A 6718-nucleotide genomic window follows, 5' to 3' on the forward strand; every position below is an offset into this window, starting at 1 on the left:
AGACGATTCTGTCCCTCGGGTGAATCATTCCGCTCTACTCCCCCAATGGTATTCCAGTTTGCATCGCCACGACCGCCGTGCGTTCGGCGTAGCGCCCGCTGATCGCCGCCAGCGTCCGGTCCAACGCCTCGGCGGGCGGCAGGTCGGGATCGACCGGGATGCGGCGGGCACTTGGCCAGCCAGTGGCGATCCGGTCCGGCAGGATGCGGATGCTGTGCGCGGTCGTCACCGTGGATGCGGATGGCGCGAAGGAGACGGCGCGCGACCGATAGGTCCGCGACCAGGCGTCGGCGACGAGAGCGAGGGCGACCTCGTCCATGCCCGGCCGCAGTTCGATGCCGAGCGTTTCGCGCCGCCAAAAGACGAGTCGATTCGACAGCACGGTGGTGGCGAAGGGCCGCGTCAGCCGGAATGCCTCGCTCGCGTGCCGGGCGTCCCACCGCGCGACGCCGAGGCCGGCCGCCGCCGCATTTGCCCGAGCGCGCCCGCCGATCGCCTCGATCAGCGCCAGCATCATCGGCATGGATGCCGTTATGCCGGTGGTCGTCACGACGCCGCGGTCGGCCACCAAGCGGCGATCCGCGACGAGGGTCGTCGTCGGGCCGAGCCTTCGCAGGTCGTCACGAGAATACCGATGCGTGGTTGCACGCTTGCCGTCCAGCAACCCCGCCGCCGCGACCACCTTCGCCCCGGCGCAGACGCCGATGATCATCGCGCCCTTGTCCGACTGCTCCCGCAGCCAGCCCAGCACCGCCGGAGCGTCGTCGCGGCTCATGGCGGGGACGATGACGTAATCGGCGCCATCGGGGTGGGCGGCGTCGAACCCGGCGATGGTCGCGTCCGGCTGCACGCGAAGCGCAGGGTAAAGCTGCACGGGCGCATCCCCTGTCGCCAGCAGCACCACGTCGGCGACATCGGCCCGCCGCAGGATGCCGGCGGGCACGAGATAGTCGGTCGTCTCGGTGGCGTCGTTGAGGCCGATGATCGCTATCAGCGGCCGCTCGGACCGTGGGGGCGCAAGCTCTGCAAGCATCGCCTCCGTCTCCGCCCGCGGCAGCGGCGGCGCTGCGACGGTTCGGTCGCCGGGCGGCAGGTTCAGAACGCAGGCGCCAAAGCCCAGAAGCGCAAGGGCCGCGAGCGCACCGCCGGCCTGAAGGAATCGCCACCGGGTCATGTGCGGGTTCTCCGAAACACGCACCCAACCTACGGCCGTCGACTGTGTGGCAGGAATGACAGAATGGCGGTATATTCTGCCAATGCATCGGATCGTGTTCGTCGTCTATCCCGACTTCGAACTGCTCGACTCGGCGGGTCCGGTTTCGGTGTTCAACGGCGTCAACCATGCGCTGAGGCAGCAAGGCAAGCCGCCCTTCTACCAGATCGCGCTCGCCTCGTCGGCAGGCGGCGCGGTTGAAAGCAGCAGCGGCGTCGCCGTAGAGACCTGTCCGGTCGCCGACATCGAAGAGGCCGACACGGTGCTGGTTGCCGGTGCCGAGCGCGAGCCGCTGCTCACGGCGCTCGCCGATCCGGTCCTGCAACCGGCGCTTCGGGGACTGATCGGGAACGCCGACCGGTTCGGCTCGGTCTGTTCGGGGGGCTTCGTTCTCGCGGCGATGGGCCTGCTCGACGGCCACCTCGTCGCCACGCACTGGGCGTGCTGCGAGCCGCTCGCCAGCGCCTTTCCCCGGATCACCGTGGATGCCGACACGCTTTATGTGGTCGATGGGCGGCTCTGGACATCCGCAGGCGTGACCACCGGCATCGACATGGCGCTGGCGATGGTCGGCATTGACCTTGATCCAGTCATCGCGGGCGAGGTCGCCCGGCGCCTGATCCTCTACGCGAGACGGCCGGGTTACCAGTCGCAGTTCAGCCGGGTGCTGCAGGCGCAAATCAGCGCCGACAGCCCGTTTGCCGGGTTGATCGGATGGGTCCAGGCAAATCTCGATGGGCAGCTCGACGTCCCGTCGCTCGCCGATCGCGCGGGCATGTCCGAGCGGAGCTTCCACCGCAATTTCGCGGCCGCGACCGGACAGACCCCAGCCCGTTTCGTCGAGACAGCGCGCCTGGACGCGGCGCGGATGTTGCTGTCGCAAGGGCTGCCGCTGAAGGTGGTGGCGGCGCGGGTCGGGCTGGCGCCGGTCGCGCGGGGACGGAAGCATTCCAGCGCCGGTTCGGCATGACGCCCGGCCTGTTTCGCGACATGCATGCGGGCGTGTGATGGCATGTCGGGATCGCCGGAGGTCCTGCGTCTTTATTCCAGACGGCGGCAGTCGCCGGATCAACTCAGGGAGAAGACAGATGCGCGTGATGGTATTCGTGAAGGCAACCGGGGACAGCGAACGGGGCGAGATGCCCTCGGCCGAGATGTTCGAGGCGATGGGCAAGTTCAACGAGGAACTGGCCGAGGCCGGGATCATGGTCGCGGGGGAGGGTCTCAAGCCGTCCTCGGAAGGCAAGCGGATCGCCTTCGACGGTCCCTCGCGGCTGGTCATCGACGGCCCCTTTGCCGAGACCAAGGAACTGGTTGCCGGCTACTGGCTGTGGAACGTCCGCGACATGGACGAGGCGGTCGCCTGGGCGAAGCGCTGCCCGAACCCGATGCCCGGCCCCAGCGAGCTGGAGATCCGCCCCATCTACGAGATGGAGGATTTCGGCGAAACGCTGACCCCCGAACTGGTGGAGCTGTTCAATCGCACCGAGGCAAAGCTGGCCAAGGACGGCTGATCGGGCATGATGGCCCCCTGCCGTCCCGGCGCTTCGCGCGGGGACGGCCAGCGGAACGGAGGCGCCGGTGCGATAAACCATCCTGTGCTACAACGACGAAGCCGTCACCAGCGCCTGGACGGCCGAGGAGGACGTGGCGGTCCTTGCCCGCTTGAGAATGGTGCATCGCAAATGGGCCGACCGGTTCGGGCCGACGGTCCAGCTGATGCCCACAGCTGCCGCGACGACGCTGCGCAAGAGCGACGGCATGGTGCTGGACGGCCCCTATGCCGAGACCAGGGAGCAACTGCTCGGCTTTTACGCGATCGACGTCGAGAACCTCCAGGCGGGCCTCGGGCCCTTGGGACAGGGCGCCCGGTCCCGCGACAAGGTCCAACTCCGGAAAGCAGGCCTCGGCTTGCGATGGGTGCTGTTGCCGGAACGGCTGGTAGATCTGCTCGGCCGTCGCGTCCTTGGACAGAATAGTGTCTGCCCGCCCCAAGAAGGGTGACGACATCGCGATGCTGCCCGCAATCAGGCCGACTATGCCGGAAATCCTCTGCATGCTTCCTTGAGTAGGCCGGACCCGCATCATGGTGCAAGCTGATCCGGGTCCCATGCAGGGTCCTGGGAGTTCGAGCTGCCGGAGCATAATGGAATGAACTGCTTGGGATCTTGGCCACTGATCCTGCAGGAACGATAAGCCGCGTCGTAGCTTCAGCGTCTGACCAGCGGGTGAGGCACGCGCCCCCGCGCCACGCCAGGGAGCCTGCCTTGCCCGACTATTTTGCCCAGTTCCTGTCCACTGAAATTGGTTTGCCGCTGCTGTGCAGTCTGGTCACCGGGATGCTGATCGGCATTGACCGCGAGGTGCAGGGCAAGCCCGCCGGGCTGCGGACGCACGCGCCCGTGTGCCTGGCCGCGACGCTGCTGACGCTTGCCGCGGCACAGCAGGAGCTGCGGACGCAGTTGGCCCGCCAATGGCTAATCTGGTGCTGGGCCGACCGGCCGTTCTTGGGAAAGCTGCCGTGCAGCACGGCAGAAGAGTGACCGCCGGGCAACAGCCCAGGGGCTCGTAAGAGTCAACTGACTTGGGAAGGGCAGCCTCGGCCTTGGCCGCTCGGAATGTGTCGCCTCGAACTTTCCCTTGAGGTCTTGACTGATGGTCTAAGACAGGGGCTGCTGCGGTAGCCATTTTGCGGTAGTTCATTCCCTTGTGATCTCGACTGTCTGGTGCTCCGACGCGCTCCGCGAGTTGATGGTCGGAACGCGCAAGCACGGAGACGAACCATGAGACCCTGTGGAACCCTGACCGCGATCGCGGCCCTTGCCGCAGCGCTGGTCGCGACGCCGGCGATGTCGGATCGCGGTCACGGCAAGGGGAACGGGGGACGAAGCGAGCACGCCCGCGCCGCGCATCATTGCCCGCCTGGGCTTGCCAAGAAGAACCCGCCTTGCGTGCCGCCCGGGCAAGCCCGAAAGGATGACAAGCGTTACTATCCACGCGTGGGCGATGTGCTTCGGGTCGGCGACTACGTGGTTGTCCGAGACCCGCGGCGGCTGAAACTCGAAACCCGCGATGACTGGCGCTATTATCGCGATGGCGACCGGGCCTACCGGGTAGACCGCGACACCCGGAAGGTCCTTGCCGTCATCGAGCTGATCAACGCCTTCACGAACTGAGGCAGGCCAGGTGGGCGCCTGCAGCAAGCGTGTTGCGATCCGGGGTGTGATCCCGTGGCGTCTCGCGTGATCCGGCTGGGTTCACCCGGCGCCTGGGCCCTGCAAACCCGGCGGGGGAATGGCATCGGCATCGGGATCGCGGCCGTGGGTGCGATCGAGCAGGCGCATGACGGGCGTGACGGTCAGCCCGTGCATGAGGATGGAGATCAGGATCACCAACCCTGCGATGGCCCACAGGCGCTCGCCGCCGTCGACCTCCATGTGATTCAGGCCATAAGCCAGATAGTAGATCGATCCCACGCCTCGGATGCCGAAGAAGGCGATCGTCAGCTTCTCGCTCCACGAAGCCTTGAACCCGGCCAAACCGATCAGCCCGGTCCCAGGGCGGATGACCAGCAGGATGATCAGCGCCACGGCGACGTCTGCCCAAGACAGCCCCGCCAGCAGATCCTTGGCAACGGCACCTCCGAACAGCAGCAGAAGCACCATCATCGCCAGGCGCTCGACCTGTTCGGTGACGTCGTGCATCTCGCGGTGGAAGTCGTGGCTGCGATGGGCTGCGCGGAAGGTCAGGGCCGTGACGAACACTGACAGGAAACCGTAGGAGTGGATGATCTCGGTCAGCCCGTAGGACACGAAGGTGGCGGATAGGGCGATCAGCCCGTCGCCCGTCTGCGCGAGCTTGGTCTCGTCGGGGATCCGGAAGGTGAGCCAGCCGAAAGCGCGGCCGATCAGATAGCCGCCCGCGACGCCGGCGCCGATCTCCCAGAGGACGTTGTAGCTCAGCCACTTCAGCGCCCAGGGCTCTCCCGTCGTGCCCGCGAGAGCCAGGGCGATCGCCAGATGGACAAAGGGGAAGGCGGCGCCATCGTTGATGCCCGCCTCCGAGGTCAGGCCGAAACGCACCTCGTCCTCCTCGCCGGTCCTGGGCGGGCCGACCTGCACATCCGCGGCCAGGACCGGATCGGTCGGCGCCAGCGCTGCGCCCAGAAGCAACGCCACCGGCCATGCAAAGCCCATCCATGTTCCGGCAAGGAGGGTGATGGCGCCGATGCTGAGGGGAAGGGTGACGAGGATGAGCCGCCAGGTCACCTCCCAGCGGTGCAGCCCGAACACCCGGTCGAGCTTCAGCCCGGCCCCCATCAGCGCGATGATGACGACGAATTCGCTGAACCGTTCGGTGATCTCGGGATAGGCCAGCGGCGAGGGCTCCAGCCTGGCCCCCGGAAGCGAGAAGAGCGCCACCCCCAGGCCGATGCAGACGATGGGCAGTGACAGGGGCATCCGCCGCAGCGCCAGCGGCAGCCACGCCACCAGCGCGATCAGGAAGCCCGCGCCCGTCAGAAGGAGGATATACGGGTCAGGCTGAAGCAGCGGGATCATGGCACCCACGCGGGTTAGGGGTTCAGTCGTGCCGACAGTAGGCCTACTCAAACTGAAGGAACCTCAGTCGATGCTGATCGCCATGCATGCGTCAAGATCGGCGTTCAGCGCCGACGCCCTGGTGCCAGCGCGGCAGCCCGGGCGATCCTTACACTCCCGAAATGCCGATCGTGTCGGTGCATTCCTGTCCGAGGTGCCGCAGCGCACACGAATGACCGCTTCGGGGGAGCTACACGGCCTCGCAGTGGCGGGCTCGAACGGCAGCTAAGGGCCGACCGGCGTGCGCGACACGCTGATCGGCTGATGTTCAAAGGTCGATGTCTTCGGAGAGGCTCAGGGCGTCTTCGATCTCAACGCCGAGGTATCTGACGGTGCTGTCCATCTTCGTGTGGCCGAGCAGCAACTGGACGGCGCCCAGGTTGCCGGTCTTCTTGTAGGGCTGCGTGACCTTCGTGCGTCGCATGGAATGGGTGCCGTAGGCGCTCGGCTCCAGGCCGATCGACATCACCCAGTTTCGCAGGATGCGCGCATACTGCCGCGTCGACAGGTGCGGGCTGCCGTGAAGTCGGCTGGCCAGAGGAACTCGACGCCCACCATCTCAGGGTCAGCAATCCAGCGTTCCCCAAGAGCGTGGCTCTCTACTGCGCCGGTCAGGGCCTCAACATCCGCTGCAACTCGCTCCACCCCGCCGCCGTGATGACGCCTATGTGGGAGCCGATGCTGGGCAATGGGCCGGATCGTGCAGAGAGAGAAGCTGCAGTGGTGGCAGAAACACCAATGCGGAGGTTCGGCAGGCCTGACGAGGTGGCAGCACTCGCCGTGACCTGCCCCCCGTAAGCTCCCTCGCCGTGATGTAGAGTCTGCCCGACCTGAAGGAGCAGACGAGATGAGGAAAAGCCGCTTCACCGATGCGCAGATCATCGGGATGATCAAGGAACAGGAAGCC

At 66.6% G+C, this 6718-nt stretch carries 8 protein-coding genes and 1 pseudogene; 6 read left to right on the top strand and 3 right to left on the bottom strand.

All coding sequences use genetic code 11. The features are described from left to right. Positions 1 to 34: 34 nt before the first annotated feature. Positions 35 to 1174 carry a DJ-1/PfpI family protein gene (locus GI374_RS17770; RefSeq protein ID WP_195759982.1) on the bottom strand — a complete coding sequence of 380 codons (1140 nt, stop codon included), beginning with the start codon at positions 1172 to 1174 and terminating at the stop codon, positions 35 to 37. Between the two features lie 82 nt (positions 1175 to 1256). Between GI374_RS17770 and GI374_RS17775 the strand changes: the two genes are divergently transcribed. The 5 genes from GI374_RS17775 (at position 1257) to GI374_RS19530 (ending at position 4389) form a co-directional block, all read left to right on the top strand. Next, positions 1257 to 2183, top strand: a complete 927-nt coding sequence (locus tag GI374_RS17775; RefSeq protein WP_229583532.1) for a GlxA family transcriptional regulator — start codon at positions 1257 to 1259, stop codon at positions 2181 to 2183. Positions 2184 to 2301: 118 nt separating this feature from the next. Continuing rightward, on the top strand, positions 2302 to 2727 hold the full coding sequence (locus GI374_RS17780) for a YciI family protein (RefSeq protein WP_154338364.1): 426 nt from the start codon (positions 2302 to 2304) through the stop codon (positions 2725 to 2727). Between the two features lie 133 nt (positions 2728 to 2860). Next, entirely contained in the window at positions 2861 to 3217 is a 357-nt protein-coding gene (locus tag GI374_RS17785) for a YciI family protein (RefSeq protein WP_154338365.1), read from the top strand. 263 nt (positions 3218 to 3480) lie between these two features. Further along, positions 3481 to 3756, top strand: a complete 276-nt coding sequence (locus tag GI374_RS17790; protein ID WP_229583534.1) for an MgtC/SapB family protein — start codon at positions 3481 to 3483, stop codon at positions 3754 to 3756. A 456-nt stretch (positions 3757 to 4212) separates the two neighbouring features. Then, positions 4213 to 4389 (top strand): hypothetical protein, encoded by a 177-nt coding sequence (locus GI374_RS19530; RefSeq protein ID WP_229583536.1) that lies wholly within the window; start codon positions 4213 to 4215, stop codon positions 4387 to 4389. Positions 4390 to 4470: 81 nt separating this feature from the next. On the opposite strand, the gene GI374_RS17800 is transcribed toward GI374_RS19530, so the two are convergent. Both GI374_RS17800 and GI374_RS17805 read right to left on the bottom strand, forming a co-directional pair. After that, positions 4471 to 5772, bottom strand: a complete 1302-nt coding sequence (locus GI374_RS17800; RefSeq protein WP_154338367.1) for a sodium:proton antiporter — start codon at positions 5770 to 5772, stop codon at positions 4471 to 4473. Positions 5773 to 6079: 307 nt separating this feature from the next. After that, positions 6080 to 6393, bottom strand: a pseudogene (locus GI374_RS17805) (tyrosine-type recombinase/integrase); the annotation flags it as partial. 9 nt (positions 6394 to 6402) lie between these two features. Here GI374_RS17805 and GI374_RS17810 point away from each other — a divergent pair. Further along, positions 6403 to 6609 (top strand): SDR family oxidoreductase, encoded by a 207-nt coding sequence (locus tag GI374_RS17810; protein ID WP_370515458.1) that lies wholly within the window; start codon positions 6403 to 6405, stop codon positions 6607 to 6609. Positions 6610 to 6718: the final 109 nt, after the last annotated feature.

This window comes from Paracoccus sp. S-4012, from assembly GCF_009674885.1.
In the GTDB taxonomy this organism is placed as follows: Bacteria; Pseudomonadota; Alphaproteobacteria; order Rhodobacterales; family Rhodobacteraceae; genus Paracoccus.